Source organism: Massilia sp. DJPM01, assembly GCF_030348125.1.
Taxonomy (GTDB): domain Bacteria; phylum Pseudomonadota; class Gammaproteobacteria; order Burkholderiales; family Burkholderiaceae_D; genus Telluria_A; species Telluria_A frigida.
The window spans coordinates 1-2,394 of record NZ_JAQOZV010000140.1; the positions used below are offsets into that span (position 1 = coordinate 1).

2 protein-coding genes and 1 pseudogene are annotated in these 2,394 nt (G+C 58.9%); all 3 read right to left on the reverse strand.

Annotated elements, in window-relative coordinates:
* Positions 1-91: 91 nt before the first annotated feature.
* Positions 92-628 (reverse strand): DUF6484 domain-containing protein, encoded by a 537-nt coding sequence (locus tag PO883_RS34110; protein ID WP_289313749.1) that lies wholly within the window; start codon positions 626-628, stop codon positions 92-94.
* Positions 625-1,917 carry a hypothetical protein gene (locus PO883_RS34115; protein ID WP_289313750.1) on the reverse strand — a complete coding sequence of 431 codons (1,293 nt, stop codon included), beginning with the start codon at positions 1,915-1,917 and terminating at the stop codon, positions 625-627. Before PO883_RS34115 ends, PO883_RS34110 begins: the two co-directional genes overlap by 4 nt.
* Positions 1,918-2,012: 95 nt before the next feature.
* Positions 2,013-2,394: pseudogene (locus tag PO883_RS34120) on the reverse strand (type VI secretion system Vgr family protein); the annotation flags it as partial.

Sequence of the window (2,394 nt, forward strand, 5' to 3'; positions counted from 1 at the left end):
GACCAGCAGGTGCTTACGTCCGCTTTTATCCGCAGCGGTGGTGCAAGCGGCGGCAAAGCCGGTGTGATTGATGATCTTCATCGGCGGCTCTTCAGTTAATCGAGACGGAACTGCCCTTGATCGCGTTTTGCCCTGCGGCGCGCGAGAGCAGATCAAGTCCGCGTATTTCGACGTTGCCATCCACATCAAGTGTGATGCTGGCTCGGCCACATTGCAGTGTGAGCTTGCGGTTCGCAACCAACTTCACTTCGTCGCCGTCGCCGATTACTCGCAAGGGCGATGGTGTAGAGACCAACATTGGGGCTTGCGCACTGTCCTTACTCTTCACGGCAGAGCGATGCAACAGGCCCATGACTACAGCTTGCGTGATGTCGCCGCATTCAAACTGGAGTGCGACCATTTTGCCGATGTCGGGCTGCGTAAGTGGCGCAAATGCACGGGCGACGACCGGCCCTTGGGCCGGGTTGCCGTCAAAGTCGACGAGGGGAGCCATGGCGCTTGTAAACCCGGTGAGGGTGCCGATGACAAGCCCCGTCACTGGCGCGGCCTGAGCGGTATCATGCGTCGGTGCTGCGAGAGGTTCCGGGGCAACTGCGGTCTGCTCATTCATCATGGTTGTGTCGGTCATAATGTACTTCCTTTAAGTTGTTGCAAGCGCAACCACTGTATCGCGCTATGTGCGCGTGTCGGCAGCAGCATGCTTCCCGGTTTCAGAAGGGGCCAATGCAAAGCGGCGAGTTCCCGGTGTGCCTGCTCGCCGTGGTCCAGAATTTCGGCGAGCCAGGCGAAGCTCACGGGCCTCCCCAAAAATATCCTTGCGTCGTCACGATAGTGCGACTGATTTTCTTGCCACCACGCCGCAACTTGGTCGGCATCGGGATAGGCGTATCCATCCTTGATAGCCGCGTCGAATTGTTCCTCACCGAGCGGCGAGGCCAATACGGTGTCGCTCCGTTCGCAATCAAACCCCGTAATCATGCGGAAGGCTTCAGCGGCGGTAGCAGCCAGGGCCGGCACACGCATTTGCTCGATGAGCCAGTTGCCGTATCCGACATGCCCACTCCAGCCAACCGCCTTTATCCTCAGCTCAGGCGTCAGCGGTAATGGCGACAATTTTTCCAGATATTCCACCACCCCCGCGTGAGGGAGAGAAAGACAGATCAACTTGAGCGCAAGGGGCTGATGGCTGTCGCCTTGCTCGACGAACGATTGCAGCACGGAAAACGACTCTTCGTCCAAGCCGTTGAGCATGGTGGCAGACCATGCTCCCCAAAAGCGGATAGCTGGGTCAGATCGCCTCGCCGGGTCGAGCCACGCTCTTACTTCCGCAAGTAAATCGACACGGCCGCATTCGCCCGCAGTGCGTAGCGCCCGGCTGACCAGTTCGGGGCCGCTGCCTGTCAGGATAGCGGACAGGTGATCCCCGCCCGACAGTCGATGCGTGTGGCACTGCGCCAGCGCCGCGTCGCGGTAGCGCGGGTTGGGTTCATTCAGGTGCGCTGTCAGGGCCGTCACGATGAGCGGCGAGTCATGCCAGGCGAAAAGCCCGTCCAGTGCCCATGCCTTGCCCGCCAGTGCATCGGTCCGGGCGAGCATTGAGGTGATCGTCGCTTCGTCTTCGCTGAGAAAGGCAAACGCAAGCGCGGCAAAAATGTCTGCGGACAGGTCCGCTGCATCGTTTTCCAACGCCTTTTGTAATGCGTCGAGTCCGCCATTTCCAGCGACCAGCAGACCATCGAGATGCGCGTCGATGGATTCATCGTATTGGGCCAGCGTGGCGAATGTGGTTCTTGGATGATCGAGGTATGCGCTATCGCGTCGCCACCAGCGAGTCGCCGTCTCTGTAGCGTGCCGACGCACGACCACCGGAATGCTCAAAGAAATGGGCGGCATAGGGGTGCTGCTTTGGTCTGACATGTCCGCCTCCAGCGACTGCACAGGAATAATAATGGGAACTGATTGCCAACGGCGCCGCACGTGCGCGCGAAGCCGCTGTCGGCAGCAGCCAGGATCTAATTGTTCTGTATGTCCTTGCCTTTGACCGCCACAGTGCCGGAGGCACTGATGTTGATCTTGCTACCGTTGATGACGATACTTCCGTCCGACTTCATCACAAGAGTGGCCTTGCCGACGGTAATTGACAGCTCGTCCCCGGCACTGATTGCAATGCTATTGCCTACCTTGGTAATCTGATCGGTGCCAACCACGGTCGCCATGACCATCCCAACATTCAGGCTGTAGCCAAGGCCGACGTTGACGCCGTACGCGAGGCCGACGTTCTCCAAACGTCCCATGCCCACGTTCTGCATGTAGGCCATGCCGATGGTCTCGGTCTTGAACTTGGCCACGTTGATTGACCAGTTCTTGCCGATGGTGTCTTTCTCGTTCTTTATT

Excerpts from the sequence above, each read along its gene's own strand:
- PO883_RS34110 (WP_289313749.1), bottom strand. The coding sequence starts at position 628 with ATGACCGACACAACCATGATGAATGAGCAGACCGCAGTTGCCCCGGAA.
- PO883_RS34115 (WP_289313750.1), bottom strand. The coding sequence starts at position 1,917 with ATGTCAGACCAAAGCAGCACCCCTATGCCGCCCATTTCTTTGAGCATT.